The 15,139-nt window shown below is 45.3% G+C and carries 14 protein-coding genes; 3 read left to right on the forward strand and 11 right to left on the reverse strand.

The features are described from left to right. Positions 1–81: 81 nt before the first annotated feature. From QFZ77_RS30540 to QFZ77_RS30555, 4 genes are all read right to left on the reverse strand, one after another. On the reverse strand, positions 82–456 hold the full coding sequence (locus QFZ77_RS30540) for a hypothetical protein (RefSeq protein WP_307445611.1): 375 nt from the start codon (positions 454–456) through the stop codon (positions 82–84). A 102-nt stretch (positions 457–558) separates the two neighbouring features. Continuing rightward, complete coding sequence (locus QFZ77_RS30545) at positions 559–2,895, reverse strand: OmpL47-type beta-barrel domain-containing protein (RefSeq protein ID WP_307445616.1); 2,337 nt, start codon at positions 2,893–2,895, stop codon at positions 559–561. After that, a complete protein-coding gene (locus tag QFZ77_RS30550; protein WP_307445619.1) occupies positions 2,861–4,858 on the reverse strand; it encodes a CBM35 domain-containing protein in 1,998 nt (665 codons plus the stop codon). The genes QFZ77_RS30545 and QFZ77_RS30550 overlap by 35 nt, the downstream gene beginning before the upstream one ends. Positions 4,859–5,262: 404 nt before the next feature. Further along, complete coding sequence (locus tag QFZ77_RS30555) at positions 5,263–6,315, reverse strand: metallophosphoesterase family protein (protein WP_307445623.1); 1,053 nt, start codon at positions 6,313–6,315, stop codon at positions 5,263–5,265. Here QFZ77_RS30555 and QFZ77_RS30560 point away from each other — a divergent pair. The 3 genes from QFZ77_RS30560 to QFZ77_RS30565 are packed head-to-tail and all read left to right on the forward strand — an operon-like array spanning position 6,314 to position 7,136. Next, positions 6,314–6,685 carry a hypothetical protein gene (locus QFZ77_RS30560; RefSeq protein ID WP_307445627.1) on the forward strand — a complete coding sequence of 124 codons (372 nt, stop codon included), beginning with the start codon at positions 6,314–6,316 and terminating at the stop codon, positions 6,683–6,685. The genes QFZ77_RS30555 and QFZ77_RS30560 overlap by 2 nt on opposite strands. Next, positions 6,682–6,870, forward strand: a complete 189-nt coding sequence (locus tag QFZ77_RS38035; RefSeq protein ID WP_373462685.1) for a HupE/UreJ family protein — start codon at positions 6,682–6,684, stop codon at positions 6,868–6,870. Before QFZ77_RS30560 ends, QFZ77_RS38035 begins: the two co-directional genes overlap by 4 nt. Positions 6,871–6,872: 2 nt before the next feature. After that, positions 6,873–7,136 (forward strand): HupE/UreJ family protein, encoded by a 264-nt coding sequence (locus tag QFZ77_RS30565; RefSeq protein WP_373462780.1) that lies wholly within the window; start codon positions 6,873–6,875, stop codon positions 7,134–7,136. A gap of 134 nt (positions 7,137–7,270) precedes the next feature. Here QFZ77_RS30565 and QFZ77_RS30570 read toward each other — a convergent pair whose 3' ends face one another. From QFZ77_RS30570 to QFZ77_RS30600, 7 genes are all read right to left on the reverse strand, one after another. Then, positions 7,271–8,491, reverse strand: coding sequence for a metallophosphoesterase (locus tag QFZ77_RS30570; protein ID WP_307445635.1), 1,221 nt, complete (start codon positions 8,489–8,491; stop codon positions 7,271–7,273). 318 nt (positions 8,492–8,809) lie between these two features. Beyond that, positions 8,810–9,760, reverse strand: coding sequence for a DMT family transporter (locus QFZ77_RS30575; protein WP_307445638.1), 951 nt, complete (start codon positions 9,758–9,760; stop codon positions 8,810–8,812). Then, positions 9,757–10,464 (reverse strand): ABC transporter ATP-binding protein, encoded by a 708-nt coding sequence (locus QFZ77_RS30580; protein ID WP_307445642.1) that lies wholly within the window; start codon positions 10,462–10,464, stop codon positions 9,757–9,759. The genes QFZ77_RS30575 and QFZ77_RS30580 overlap by 4 nt, the downstream gene beginning before the upstream one ends. After that, positions 10,461–11,246 carry an ABC transporter ATP-binding protein gene (locus tag QFZ77_RS30585; RefSeq protein ID WP_307445646.1) on the reverse strand — a complete coding sequence of 262 codons (786 nt, stop codon included), beginning with the start codon at positions 11,244–11,246 and terminating at the stop codon, positions 10,461–10,463. Before QFZ77_RS30585 ends, QFZ77_RS30580 begins: the two co-directional genes overlap by 4 nt. Beyond that, positions 11,243–12,490: a branched-chain amino acid ABC transporter permease gene (locus QFZ77_RS30590; protein ID WP_373462781.1), complete on the reverse strand. Its 1,248-nt coding sequence runs from the start codon at positions 12,488–12,490 to the stop codon at positions 11,243–11,245. Before QFZ77_RS30590 ends, QFZ77_RS30585 begins: the two co-directional genes overlap by 4 nt. Positions 12,491–12,539: 49 nt before the next feature. Next, positions 12,540–13,526, reverse strand: a complete 987-nt coding sequence (locus QFZ77_RS30595; protein WP_307445650.1) for a branched-chain amino acid ABC transporter permease — start codon at positions 13,524–13,526, stop codon at positions 12,540–12,542. Between the two features lie 95 nt (positions 13,527–13,621). Beyond that, the gene (locus QFZ77_RS30600) at positions 13,622–14,854 is read right to left on the reverse strand and encodes a branched-chain amino acid ABC transporter substrate-binding protein (RefSeq protein ID WP_307445654.1); all 1,233 of its coding nucleotides are present in this window, start codon (positions 14,852–14,854) and stop codon (positions 13,622–13,624) included. Positions 14,855–15,139 lie beyond the last annotated feature (285 nt).

A 15,139-nucleotide genomic window follows, 5' to 3' on the forward strand; every position in this document is an offset into this window, starting at 1 on the left:
AAGAGCATTCTTCGCATAAATAAAAACAGTCGGACAGGATCTGTTCCTGTCCGACTGTTTTTTCCGTTGTATAGAACCTCACTATAGAACCTCAGGACCGTACCATAATCGTTTACTAATTGCATCAACTAAAATAAGCATAATAAAAGTTACTCCAAGGCAATACAAGAAATCCCACCACACGTTACTGTGCAGCAAACCGGTTATTTTTAAAATCATGTTAACACCAAATACAATAGCTACAGAAAGTATGTACTTCAGCCATGCATACTTCCACTTAAGCTTTAGCACCCAGACGATGAAAATGCTGGAAAGCATCCAAAATAATGCCGAAAAAGCGGTTGTATCATGAGATCGATTTTCGAACCAACCAACATTATAATATCTGCTGTTGAAAAACGAGATGGGGATAAAATGCATAGTACTAAGTGCCCAAGTGATGAAATACAGCGTCATAGAGTGTAAGATGCCCTTTAACGGAAGCATAAGCCGCGTAAACCAGGCTCTGGTCAGACCGTAATATACCGGCAGACCGATGGCCATGTTAATTTACGTTGATCAATTAACCCTTAATAACTCTTCAGCATCACGCAGTAAGATAGATGCCGCTTCATTTGAAATATGTTTTCCACTCTGTGCTTTAACTTCCTGCATGAAGCTGTCCAAATTACCCTTTGTCAGCTTGGCCTGCAAGCTATTGGCTATCCCTTGATTATCAATCGAGCCGCTGCTTGTAAATAAGGCAACCAAGGACTGCAAAGATTGCAAACTAGTCTTAACTTGGAACATCGCTTTGACGCTGCTTTCATTCCCTGACTGGTCCGTTGCGGTTACGATTAACGTATGGGAACCTAGCGTAAGCGAATAAAGAGAGATCGTTTTACCCTGCTGCAGAGTCTGACCATCCAGCGTAATTGTGGTTTTGCTCGCGTCGACACCGGAACCGTTATCGTACGTCGTGAATGACGGGATGAAATCGTCGGAATCGTATACAGATTCTGTTACGGATAACGCGATATCAGGAGCGGTTCCGTCCCGTTTCAGATTAAGAACCTTCGTTGTTTCGACGTGTCCTACTGTATCGATCGAACGGTAACTTATTATATATGTGCCATCCTGATCCAAAATGACCGGTGCGGTATACGTATTCCACGTTGTTTCACCATTCAAACTATACCTAGTGCCCGCTATGTCGGAAACAAGGTCTGTGGATGTCAGTGTCACACTCACCGCCCCGACATACCAGCCATTGAGTCCATCAGGTACAGCCGGAGATACAAGCGCTTTCGTAACTGGGGGCTCGGTATCGATCGTGATCAGAGCTTCGCCTTGAACACCCGAACCCTCATCAGCCTTCGCGACTACTTTAACCTTCCCGTCTTTCTTTGCAGATAATAGACCGTTCTCACTGATCGTGGCCATATCCGTAGTGGTTCCGTCTAGGTTCGTTACAGACCAGGTCACCGATTTATTTCCAACATCCGACGGCTCTATAGCTGCCGTCATTTGCATAGTTCCACTTTTTTCTGTAATCGCTTGGCTGCCGCCGCTTCCATGTACAGTAATCGAACTTGCTTGCACGGCTGGACCGTAGAATTCAATCTCGGCTACGTTACCATATCCCCCGTTAGGAGCGACATAGCGCAAATATCGAAAAGCTGTCGGATTCGTAATGGTAACAGCGTTCCATTGAAGCGGAGGATTAGATAAAACGGTATATAAGTCCACGAATCCGGACGTAGTAGAAGTATTCGAACCTTGGAATTTGCCTCCGACCATCCGACTCGTAAAGCCAGAGCGAGGGTAGAAACGAATTTGCTGCACAACTTTCGCCGTTCCTTCGCCGAGGTCAATTCCTGTGTAGCCATTGTTTGCGGTGTAGTAATCATAATAGGTGTTTGTTTTGCCATCAAACGCTTTGTCGTATTCACCACCAGTCGACCAGGCAGGTCCCACGCCAAAGGGGGTACCGGTGATCGGAAGCAACTGGTTTCGGATTGTGATGACTGTTTCTCCTTTGATGTCTGTACCATCCATTGCCTCGGCAGTCACTTTAACTGTACCGTTCTTTCCAGAACCGCTGGCAGTTAATATGCCATCCGGGCTTATAGAAGCGAGATCGGTTGTGGATCCATGTAAATCAGTCACGGTCCAAGTCATGTTTGGATTGGCATTGGCCGGGATCACATTCGCTTTCATTTGCAAGCTTCCCTTATTATCCATTATAGAAGACGCCCCGTTGCTTCCGCTCACGGTTATATTTGAAACATCTGCATAGATGCCAATAGAGCTGAAAGTATCATTCAATTGAACATTCTGATTGCTTGCAGCAATACTGGATACTGTAATTTGGGCCGACAGCTGTTCGGTTGCCTTTGCTTTCCAATGCAGCTTCAATAAATCTCCGGAACTAATGGGGTGTCCTGAAACAGATGACACATTTAAAGCAATTTGACCCGGCTGACCGGGCGGTTCAACGGCAACCTGTAGATCTTGCCCTTCATCCATCGATTCCGCTGAAACATAATCAATGACATTAGGATCATAAGCAACAGTTGTTCTTACACTCTGGATGCTGTCCGGCAAATTAAACAAACTGTATAGCTGATCGAAAGCTCCGTTAATTTTTACTGAATTCGAGATTGAAGCCGAAGCAAACGGAACAGAGGATACCGCTTCGGCAATTTCGATTTTATCGATATTCGGTGCATACGCCGAGCTATTCGAGAATTTGATCGTGTTATTCCCGGCGGCTAAAGTAACATCCATTACAGTCGTACGATAATTCGACCAACCTAAAGTATTTCTGAAGTAAGCCTTCTTGGCGATGCCGCCATTTACACTAATATCTGCCGACCGATCAACAATTATTGGAGTTGTAATTGGTTGCGCCATCTCCAAGCTCACCATTTGCATAAGTGATGGCCATTCTGTAAGTACCCGCAGCAGAAACGGCAACATTATTGATTGTCAGCGTATTGGCAGCACCTAATCCAATGTAACCGACGTACTTCCCACCGGAAGCTGCCAAGTCCGTTGTAATAACGGCTGCACCGCCACGTGTATTTCCACTTGCTTCCGCTTCATAGCTGGTAATGGTTCCCGTTGTAGCCTGAATGTCGATATAGTCAACGTTAATAGCATCACTGTCGTCAGTCGTATAGGCATCAATCCCGATTCGGTTAATACCGGCTTGTAAGAATACTTTTGTAGTGGAGCTTGCCCAGGTATTCCAGTCGGCTGTGCCGGTGAGGGAAATATCTTTTATTGGAGAACCGCCCAGCGTCATCCGGATTTTCCTATTTACAGGAACTTCAGAGAGCGGCCCTGCCGAATAACGGAGGGTCACGTTGTAATAGCCGTTCGTAGGTGCGGTTACAACAAAACTCGTGCTTGCATTCGTACTTGAGCCATAGCCTTCTACAAAAGAGGTTCCAGAATAGCCCGCGTTATTTCCAGATGAAACAAAGGCTGTACCGGAAAGACTTGCGTATTCTGCTTCATAACGTGTCGTACTATTTGCTGAGGACAAATCTTTGTTTGGGGTAATCATCATGTGATAAGCCGATAGAGCTTTCATGCTATTGACAGGAACTGTAATTTGTCCTCCAGCTACGTTATAATCGCCTTCTTGAACGAAATAAGGTCCACTGGAAGGATTAAGGCCGGAGTTGTCCACTCCCCATACAATAATGTGTACCGAATTTCCGAGATAAGGAGTTGCCTCAAACCCCTTCACCACGACGTCGGTATGGAATACATCGGTGCTGGTAGTTGAACCGCCGAAGATGACTCGTGCTTGCCTCTTGTTGCTGTCTAAGGAAGCAAGCCCTTGCAGTGATCCATTTACAGACGGAGGCGTTACAGTTACCGTATTACCCGTCATTTCGCCGTACCACTTATACAGCCACCAGCCCCCAGTCGCTTTGTTATTCTCGGTCACCAGATCGTTCAACGCTCCAGCGGTCGTCCAGTATGCAAGCATCGCATCTACTTTCGTATTCTCAAAACGTGTGATCCATTGAACCAAATTCCCCGGAACGCCGAGATCACCACTCGATCTGGCATACTCATTAATAGCTATGGGACGAGCGGATATGCCTAAAGACGCTTCGATCCCGCGATAGTGATTGTAATGATTATAGTAATCTGTAAAAAAATCGTTCTGGAGCTCATGCCAGGCCATCACATCAGGTAATACATGGTTCGTTTTAGCGTAACTCATAAAATCCAAATGAAATTGCGAATCATAATGCGTCAAATTCGGTCCTGCAATTCGCGCACTGGCATCGATCGAACGAATGCGTTCATAAACCGTCTTCCAATCACTGAAAAACTTTTGTCTTGCTGTACTCCCTGTACTAGACGAATAGTTCAACAAATTTGAGTACCAGTTCCCATTAGGCTCATTAAAAGGAACATAAACGTACATACTGCGGTTCGCGTCGGCCACTACTTTGTTCACCATGACATCAACTTTGCTTAAATAATCATCGATCCCCAGATTGTCGTAAGGCCATTGTTTGTATATATCCTGCATATAGATTTGAATATCTTTGCCGCCATTGCGTTTAAATTGCGGGGCGATCTTCAAAGCATCTCCATTCGGATGCTGAAGGCCGTCGGGAGCCTTTTGCGCTGTACCCTGTGGATTCAATGGAGCAATCATATTATCTGTGGGAATACCTTCGTCGCCCAAACCATACAAAAAGCCTGAAGCTCCATGTTTAACCGCACCGGTATTGGCCGATAAATCGACTGCTAGCTGAGGGTTAGCTGCATAACTTTTACTCGGCTGAAGAAATATCGTACAAACCAGAAACGTGATGACAACGCTTACAAAAAATCTTTTTTTCAAAAATAATACACCTCCAATTTGTTTGTATCCTGAAGTTGGTCATTTTTCATTACGGAATGAGCATCGGAACACCTGGCACCAACTGGGACAGCACTGCTTACATGTTTATTGTACAAAAGACCGGAATACGGCAACATGCGATAATACTCACATAAAAGTGTAATTTATTCAGGTGTAGGTTTAAGGCTTGCTCTAACCTGCTTAGGAAGCAATCCGGTCGTCACCATATTCTTGTCATTTCTCAAGTCAAGAATATAGTCTAAAATTGCCGATGTGGTCAGAAAAAAACGCTCAAGTTTCCTAGGGAAACTTGAGCGTTTACAACATTTCTTTTTTCCACTTGTCTATTTCTCCGGAATAGAACTTAAAAGGACTGATGTTTTAATAGCAGCGCCTTTGCTCTGTTATTGTCCAGACCAGGCGCTGATTAGCGCTTGCGCATCAGCAGTCAGAATAGCTTTGACTTCGGTGGTTACTTTGCTCGCCATGGGTGCGTTATTTAAATGCTTCAGGAAATCCTGCATGAATTTGGCTGCCTGATCCTTGGATCCCTTACTCAAATGATGGTCAGCCTGACTCAAGTCATTAGTCAGTTGATTCACGAGTGGACCGTTCAAATCCCCCTTCGCGATATACCGGTCTAGCAAACTCTTTAACGACGGGAGGCTTGTTTCCACTTTAAAGTTCATCGACATATCCAGTTTATTACCGGCAAAATCGATAGCCGCAATATTCAGGTTATGAACGCCCAGTTTGCCGGTCAAATCGACAGTCGATCCGTTGGTGTAAGGATTTCCGTCAAGCGTCATCGACTCAGAGACCACAGAGGTTTGTTGGTCTTGTGTGGTAAGTTGGAACGATACGCTTTGATTAGCTTGATATCCAGTGCCCTCAACGAAAGGAGCTCCGTTCGCTGTTAGCGTATAGGTTGGCGCGATGTGATCTTTTACCATTGAATAAGTGTCGACCACTGCCATTGTATCTGTTCTGTACGTGTTAATCTTAATGCTGGACGGGGTAACGTTGATGGTCGAGAAGGTCGGAACCTTCAGCTGGCTTCTGACCTCGGAATACACTTCCGGAGTGGTCATTAATTCGTAGTATTTACTTCCGCTCGCCGAGTTGGCTGTGAGGTACGTTGCGCCAGTCGGGTTCACGACTTGTCCCTGGCTGTCAATCAGCTGATTTTTCTGCGGGATATCGCCTTTCATCACATACGTTCTGACATAGGAGTGATCATGGCCCATAAAGATCATGTCGACATCCAGTTCGTCAAACGTCGGGAAGAGTGCAGCTCTTAAGCAGGTAATTGCCGCCTCTGTAGAGTGAGGTCCGGCACCATAAATGTCATGGTGGAACGTAACGAACTTCCATTTCGTGTTAGGAACAGCTGCAACCGTTTCTTTCATGAATTGTACGTGCGAGGCTCCGTCTCTGTTATTAGTATTCAATACCATGAACAGAGCATCGCCAGCTATGCTGCAAGAGTATATTATCCTGAAAATGAACGGAGAAACGAAGACCTGGACGCAAGCGGAAAGCTTTCTCGAACGGCAAGGGGACGGGGCGAAAGTCCTATTGAAAGTACTTTATCCTCCGGAGTCCCCATCTTCGCCTATGTCCTTTACGGATAATTTGTATATGAACAATGTGAAGACGAATTATGTCAATCTGCTGACGATTCAAGAGGGAGGCCAGAAAAGCACAATAGCTTTATCCGGTGAATTCCGTACTTGGGCCAAGATGATGACGGTCGACGATGATAGCGGATCAGAGAGCAAACGAATCCGATATCCGGCTGGCATTCCTTCTTTAGGCTTGGCATGAGCCATATTTTAGGCGGGTTCGACCATTTACTCTTCTTATTTTCTTTGCTCATCGCGCGGCAAACGTTTAAACAATACGCAACAATGATTACCGCCTTTACGATCGCTCACAGCATAACCTTAACTTTGACGGTCTTGGGACTGATCGATATATCCCCGAAGATTGTGGAACCCGCCTCGCGCTAAGCATTTGCTATGTAGCTTTCATTCACGGCATGGGATTTGCTGACATTTTAAAGGAAATGAATATTCCGAGAAGCAACATAGCAGCGGCTTTGCTCAGCTTCAACATCGGGATCGAAGTGGTCCAAATCGCGTTAGTCGGAGTGCTTGTACCGCTCATCTATTTGTTGTACCGTTACAAATATGCGAGACGATTTGTCGTCGCAGGTTCCAGCGCGGCGTTTGTATTAGGCGGAATCTGGTTGTTTGAACGATTGTTTGCTGGTTGATAAATAGTTAGAGTATATTTTTATGTAAAATCAATGGTTCCGCATTACTGCTTTCATCTGCGAACAGTAAGCAAAGAAGCCGCGAGGGTTTTTCCCCGCGGCTTTATTATTATCGGGAAACCGCATCGAGTGGCTTAAGGCTTCACAATCTTCTCCTGCTTCTTGTTTTCCGGGATCGGCGCGGGCTCCGCGCTTTGATCGTTCGCTGTAAGATCGATCCCGTAATCCTTGGCAAATACCATATGGGTATCGATAAGAACGTTCTCGGTGTGTTCATCGAGATGGAATACCCGGGCTCCACGCAGTCTATTCCTATCCGCGCCGGGCAAACCGTAAGCGCCAAAGCCCGTGCTTCCGGAATAGCCGAGCAGTACGCCGTAGTAGTTGCCGTGGTACGTATTGACGTGATCATGACCGCAGAAGACGCCCTTGACATCGCCTCGGGCCAAAATCGCCGAGAACATGCCGCTATTGATCGGACCGGGGCATTCGTCTTCGTTCCGTTCCCCCACAATCTGGTGCTTGCCAACGGCCCTTGCATGGTCGGCCCCGGACCTTCCGTCCACGCTGGCATACCACATGAATCGGTACTCCCAGAGCGGGATATGTATGAACATGAGTGACGGCACTTTATAACCCAGTTTCTCCTCTAGCTTTTTGGAGGTTTCGTAGTACCACGCCACTTGATCGAACCGCAGCCAGTCCCAGGTCGGATATCCTTCGAAGTCTTGATCGGCAATTGTATCCGGCGCATACCTTCCGCTATCCAACAACCAGAGATTGAAGGTCGCCTTCGACCCTTGGGAGGACCGGATCAACAGGTTGGTATTCCCTGTCCCGGTAATCCCTCGTTCTCCGGGCTGGTTCACATTATGCTTGTACGCCATATAAAATTGCAGCATTTCCTCTTCGTATAGACCGGCTTTCGGAGTTGAGTCTTCGTCGTGATTCCCGAAGGTTACGGCCCACTTGATTCCTCGTTGTTCCATTGGCTGGGCAACGTTGTTCATCGCCTGCTTCATCTCCATCGCCGTATCGCAGCCTGAGGTAATGTTGTCGCCGTTAAGTACGACAAAATCCGGATTTTCGGCGTCGAGTACCTTCTCCATCAGCTCCACGGTCCGTCGATCGATATTCTCGTCATCCTGCGTGTCGTTGAACTGTACGATTTTGAACTTTCCGTCAGAGTTAAATTGCAGCTTCACATTGTCGTTGGTTGCGGCCTGTACCTCTCCTCCGCCAAACAATTCGACGGGAACACCCGCTGATCCAAGGGTGAGCGCCAGCGCACTCGCCCCTCCGACTTTAATAAAATCCCTCCTGCTCATACTTTTACTTGCTTCATCATGGCTCATCGAACAAATACCTCCTATGATTTATTGGGATATGCCCCCTCCCCTCAATCTATCGAAGAAATGTAAGGTGAATATAACCTTGATCTAAAGGTTATGTAAATCATAAATGACACGAACTTGATTTCGTTCAAATTCAATTTCATGTCTTATTGGGATTGTTCACGTCATAGACCCTAATTTAGTAAAGACAGTCTTGCATTAACCGTTATTTGAATAAACAAAAAGAAGAGCTGCTGTTAAGCAAACTCCTCTACAAAAGTTTTTCGTTAGCGTAAATTCACAAAAAACGGAGAACCATTCTCCATTTTTTTTGTGAATCTATTTACCTTTCTTCGACATTAAACTATGAACGATCATCCCGGTTACGATACAAAGAATACCTGTCCAAGACAGACTAGAAGGAAATGCCACATCAAGTAGCACTAATTCGCCAATGACTGTAAAAATGATTTCTCCGGCTTGAGTCGCTTCTACAGCAGCTAGTTGATGTGCGGATCTTTTTACCATTTCCGTCGCTTTGAAAAAAAGCACGGTTGCAATGACTCCCGAACAAACGGCTACAAGAGCGGATTGGCCGATTTGCCCTGCGTTCGGCGCGCCGACATGAACAAGAGCATAGAGCGAAAGAAATATCCATAACGGAAGGCTGGCCAGTGTCATGCCTAGAACACGCTGATAGGTATCCAGCCGCTCATTGCAAACTTCCATCATCTTCCGATTGCCAAGCGGATAAGCAAAAGCTGCTAGCAGAACAGGCACCACGCCTAAAAGCGCGTCTTTTATGGAGAGATGGCCGCCATGATCCGCCTGTATAACAATTACCCCAAATAAGATGATGAGAGAAATCAACAGACCTTTTAACGGAGCTTTTTCCTTAATCCGTTTAGGCCCACTCTTTGTTATTATTACCCTGCTGAATAATGGAGCAAGCAATGAACCCGCAATAATGGTTACCTGCCAGGTAGCCGCAATCAACCACCCAGGTCCGTAGGCAGCGGAAAAACACAGCGGCACATAAAATAATCCGAATCCGACCATGCTCCAGCCCATCCATACCCCTAACTGCTTTCTCATATCAAAAAGCAAGGCCCGGAGATTTCCCCTAATCCAGACAATCAACAAAAGGATAGGAAACATGAATAGAAAACGAAGCGAAGCGCTCCATACCCAATATCCACCGGACAGCTCCATGGACCGGTTCATGATGAAAGAAAAGGAGAAAAAAAATGATGCCATAATGCCGTAAAGCATCGGTAGAAATGATTTCATCCTGCCAGATAAGCTTCTTTTACTTGATCGTTGACAAGCAATGTTTTTGCGTCATCCTCCAGAATAATTTCACCGGTCTGTATCACATAACCGCGATGGGCGATTTGCAGTGCTTGGTATGCGTTTTGTTCTACGAGTAGAATCGTCATCCCCGTACGGTTCATCTCCTGAATGATTTCAAAGATTTGATCCACGATGACGGGAGCCAATCCCATCGATGGTTCGTCGAGCAGCAGTAGCTTAGGTTTCATCATGAGCGCACGGGCTATGGCAAGCATTTGTTGTTCGCCTCCACTCATGGTGCCGCCTGCTTGGTACAAGCGTTCTCTCAAACGAGGAAAGTAATCAAAGGACTGTTCCATACGCTCTTTCATCACTTTTTTATCTTTAACTGAAAATCCGCCCATTTCCAGATTTTCCTTAACAGTTAGCCTTGGGAATATGCGCCTGCCCTCCGGGACATGAGCAATGCCTTCCATCGCCGTTTGATGTGGCGGCCAGGCCGAAATGTTGCGCCCATTAAATAGGATGGAGCCTTTCGTTTTCACCTGACCGCAAATGGATTTAAGTGTTGTGGATTTTCCCGCTCCGTTACAACCGATCAACGTGACAATCTCCCCTTCATTCACATGAAGTGAAATTCCCTTTAAAGCTTGAATACCTCCATAGTAAGCCTGGACTTCTTGAAGCTGCAGTATGCTCATGATTTCACCTCTTGACCTAGGGCACTTTTACCTAAATAAGCTTCGATCACACGCGGATTCGAACGAATCTCATAAGGGGATCCTTCAGCTATCTTTTCACCGTGATCCAGAACTAGAATGTGATCAGAAATCTGCATGACGAGTTTCATATCGTGCTCAATCAATATAATCGATACGTCCAGCTCCTGTTGAATACTTCGAATAAGCTCGGTCAGTTCTTTTGTTTCACGCGGATTCATTCCTGCGGCAGGTTCATCCAGCAGTAGTACTTTTGGTTTAACCGCAAGCGCTCTCGCGATTTCAAGCCGCCGTTGCGCTCCGTAAGAAAGGCTGTTTGCATTTTCATTGAGATGAGGCTCGAGACCAACATATTGCAATAATCGGTATGCTTCATCCATCGCATTTTGTTCCTCAATTCGAGTTTTAGTAAGTCCGAGTAAAGTGCTTAATATTCCTCCCTTTAAATGAATATGCATGCCGACCATCACATTTTCAAGAACCGTCATATTTCCAAATAGTCTAATATTTTGAAAAGTACGGGCAATTCCCTTTTCAGTAATTCGATCAGGCTTAACCTTCACAATCGATTTGCCTTCCAATTCAATTTCACCCTCATCAGGCGCATAAATGCCGGTGATCATATTGAAAAAAGTTGTTTTCCCGGCACCATTTGGACCGATAACAGCAGAAATTCTACCTTTTTGAAACTCAAATTGAACACCGTTAACGGCAACCAATCCGCCAAAGCGTTTGACCAAATTATTAACACGCAAAATGGTCATTGGGCGATCCCTCCGCTTTGAGAATTTACTTGCTGCACGGAAGCTGATAAAATTCGGTCCTGAATCAGCTTTTCGTTCACTCTGCGATTTTTCACGGAAATCAATCCGTTTGGCCTAAAGACAGCAAAGAGGATTAGAATGGCTCCAAAAATAAACCTCTGCATCTTGGATGGAGATAAGGCAAATGGAATGTGGACTACGCCTTGCAGTGTTAATTGATTTAACCAATTGGTAAATTCCGTAAGCACCTGCAGGTTGAGAATCGTAATGAGTGCAGCTCCAAGTATAACGCCAGGAACACTCCCCATTCCTCCTAATACAACCATGACCAAAATCGTAATAGACTCAAGCAATGTAAAGCTGGACGGGTCAATAAACGTTTGCTTGGCTGCAAAGACGACTCCCATCATCCCAGAGAAGGAAGCTCCCACAGCGAACGCGGTCAACTTCGTGCGAATTAACGGAACCCCCATGGATTGTGCGGCAATTTCATTCTCCCGAACCGCCTTCCAGGAACGACCCATTCGTGAATGTTCAAATCTCTTTACTCCGAAAATTACAAAAGCCAAGATCGCTATCACAATGAAATAAAATTGATGAGGATGCGTAAATTCAAATCCAAACAGATTTGGAGGCTTGATCGATGATATGCCCTTTGCGCCGTTCGTAATGTTAACCGGCTTCTCCAAGTTGTTGAAGATGATGCGGATCATTTCCCCGAAGCCCAATGTTACGATAGCGAGATAATCTCCTTTCACCCTAAGGACGGGCAGGCCGAGAATGACTCCGAACAGTGCGGCCATAAAGCCGCCTACAAAAATAAACAGCCAAAACGCAGAGCCCGAAAGAGGAAACAAATCACCTGGAATGAAGTGATTCGCCTGAGCCGTAGAGAAGATACCATATGTATAAGCTCCAATCGCGAAAAAAGCGACAAAACCCAGATCCAGAAGCCCTGCAAAACCGACCACGATATTCAGCCCGAGAGCCATTGCGATATAAATCCCGCTCTGCGTTGCAACTTCCATATAAGATTCGTAGGCGGGGCCTCCCGATGAAGCAAACGGAATAACTAGAATTAGCATGACTCCGCCGATAATCCATTTGACTTTATTGGAAAATGAAGTGTAGTAAAGCAAAAGCAAGGATGCCAGCAATAATAAAAAGGCAATGACCGATTTAGCCGTCATATATACACTTAGTGCTGTAACCGAGACAAGAAAGACAAGTATAAGTGCCTGCATTTTCGAGTTTTGCGCTAATGCCTGTTTTATTTTATCCATAATGGGTCACCTACACTTTCTCTTTGACGGCTTTGCCAAACAGACCTTCGGGTTTGAATATCAATACGATGATTAGAATCATAAAAGCAAATACATCTTTATACTCCGAACCGAAGCTGCCGTTCGTCAGTAAGCCAAGATTAGAAGAAGCGAACATCTCTAATATCCCAATGACCAGTCCGCCAAACATGGCACCCCGAATGTTTCCTATACCTCCAAGCACAGCTGCCGTGAATGCTTTCAGCCCTAATATATAGCCGATAAATGGATCGATCGTACCGTACTGCTGCGCAAATAAAACCCCTGTAGCACCGCCTAAAGCTGATCCGATGAAAAAGGTCAGAATAATGATTTTATTCACGTTAATTGACATCAACGAAGCCGTTTCACGGTCTTGCGCTACCGCCCGCATGGCCACTCCCCATTTGGTACGATTGATAAAAAAATCAAGGCTGATCATCAACAATACAGCCACTACGATGATGATGATCGTATTGGTTTTCAAAGAAGCGTCTCCGAGCCATGATCCAAGAGAAGAAGTGCCGATGGTTATATTTTTATCGAATAACGTAATACCGCTTATGATGTAGTTTCCTGTTCTCAATTCGGATATAAAGCGAACGAGGTCTTGAACCACGAAGGAAACACCAATCGCGGAGATAAGTGAAATCAGCTTAGGCGCTTTTCGGAGAGGCTTATAAGCAATTCGTTCAATTCCCACCCCCAACAATCCCGTAAACAGCATGGCGATAGCGAGGATTAGAACGTATGCAACCCATCCCGGCATACCACTAAGCCACCCTGTAGATTGAAAAAGGAACAATACCCCTGTCCCAACGAATGCCCCAGTCATAAAAATTTCGCCGTGTGCAAAATTGATCAATTCAAGAATACCGTATACCATGGTATATCCTAAGGCAACGACCGCATAAATAGCTCCTAAAGCAAGCCCGTCGATCAATACTTGGGGGAGTGAGTGCAGGATGTTTAGGATCATGAAGCTTCTCCTTTCGCAAGTGAATAAACCGTAAAGAGGTATATCAATAAAGCACATACCTCTTTACTTTAAGTTGAATGATGTTGAGATTAGGTTTACTTCCCTACTTCAGAAATCATGGTACCCGGATATTTCGGACCTTCAAATTTGTAGATAAATACTTTAGCGTATGTATTGTCGCCTTTACCATCAAAGGAAACCTTCGTGGCAACACCTTGGAAGTCTTTGGTGGCGCGCACCGCATCACGAACTTTTTCGCGGACAGGCACTTTTCCACCGTCTGCGCTGCTCGCAGTTTTAATGCCATTTAGAATAATGGTCATACAGTCATATGCGTAAGCCGAGTAACCGTCGGGAGCTTTGCCAAATTTAGATTTATACTGATCGGCCCACTTCATGCCATCTGGCGTTTTTGTAATATCAGTTGAGATGGAAGCGTACAAGGCGTCTTTTACTTTATCACCGGCTACATCAACCAGACCTTGCGTATCCCACCCGTCTGCACCCATGAAAGGAGCCGTAATTCCTTTGTCGCGTGCTTGTTTGATAAGCAGACCGCCTTCGGCATATAATCCTCCGAAGAAGACAAAGTCCGGTTTCTTGCTAAGCGCAATGTTAAGCACCCCGTTGAAATCCTTCTCACCTATGGTAATCCCCTCATAACCGACAATGGTTGCCCCTTGCTTCGTTGCCGCGTCTTTAAACGCTTCTGCCAAGCCTTGACCGTAGGCTGTTTTGTCTTGAATGACGAAAATATTTTTGGCTTTTACTGTTTTAAACGCATAATCAGCCGCCGCAGGTCCTTGGAAATCATCCCTTGCAACGATTCGGTTCACGACCTTCAGATTACGGTCGGTTACCTCCGTTGCCGTATTGGACGGCGAAACCATGACAATATTGTTCTTCTCGTAAACGACTGAGGAAGGTATAGCTACACCTGAGTTCATATGTCCGACGATACCGAGAATTGATTGATCAGCACTGATGATCTCGGCATTGGCTACGCCTTTCTTTGGATCTGCTTGGTCGTCATAAGGGACCAGTTGCAGTTCAAAACCCAGCTTGTCAAATTCCGCTTTATGGTCGTCCAAAGACATCTGAGCACCTAGCTTAATAGCTTCTCCTTGAACGGCGCTGCCTCCTGACAAAGGGGACTGGGTCGCAATTTTGATGACGCTCTTAGTGCCTACGCTGCTAGTTTTAGTCGTTTCTGTAGCTGAGCTTGTGCTTGTGCTTGTACTTGTGCTTGTTCCGTTTCCGCACCCTGCTAACAAACCCATGGCAAGCGCCGATACTGAGATCATAAGAGCCGTTTTCTTCAAAATCATGAAACAACCTCCTCAGATAGTTTGATACACAAAAATACCGATATTGCAGCATTCAGAACTTCGGTTAAGAGACGAAATTCATACAAAACTACTCAATCGGCATTTTTAAATAACATGAACCTTACAAGATTATAATAATGAAATCAGAAACTTATGTCAATATACCTTACATAAAATAGATATATTTTAAGAATTCAATTTTGTGTGTTATATTTAATAACATGTTTGGTTATATATTTTTACAACTAGCAGAGTGAATCTATCATCTTTTATACCCGTCCCCAG

The sequence above is a fragment of the Paenibacillus sp. V4I3 genome (assembly GCF_030817215.1).
GTDB lineage: Bacteria > Bacillota > Bacilli > Paenibacillales > NBRC-103111 > Paenibacillus_E.